Annotated in this window: 1 protein-coding gene; it reads right to left on the reverse strand. The window is 54.2% G+C overall.

Translation table 11 applies throughout. The annotated features are described in order from the left end of the window. A partial coding sequence (locus tag HBH1_RS24745; RefSeq protein ID WP_146012902.1) for an IS3 family transposase occupies window positions 1-260 on the reverse strand: 260 nt, incomplete at both ends.

Below are 260 nucleotides of genomic sequence, written 5' to 3' on the forward strand. Positions count from 1 at the left end.
TTTGAACTCAGTGACATCCGTCACCCACTTCTCTCCGAACCTCTCTGCCTTGAATTTTCTTTGAAGCAAGTTCTCCACCTGGGCGTGCCCAGGGCCGCGATACGAGCGGTATTTCTTGGGCCTCACCAGCGATTTCAAGCCCAATTGGATCATCAGGCGCTGCACCGTCTTGTGATTGATCAGTTGGCCGGCCTGCTTGAGCGTGTCCGTAACACGGCGGTAGCCATACCTGCCTTTATGCCGATCATAGATCTTGCGGA

Source organism: Herbaspirillum sp. BH-1 (assembly GCF_002870055.1).
Lineage (GTDB): Bacteria > Pseudomonadota > Gammaproteobacteria > Burkholderiales > Burkholderiaceae_D > Herbaspirillum > Herbaspirillum frisingense.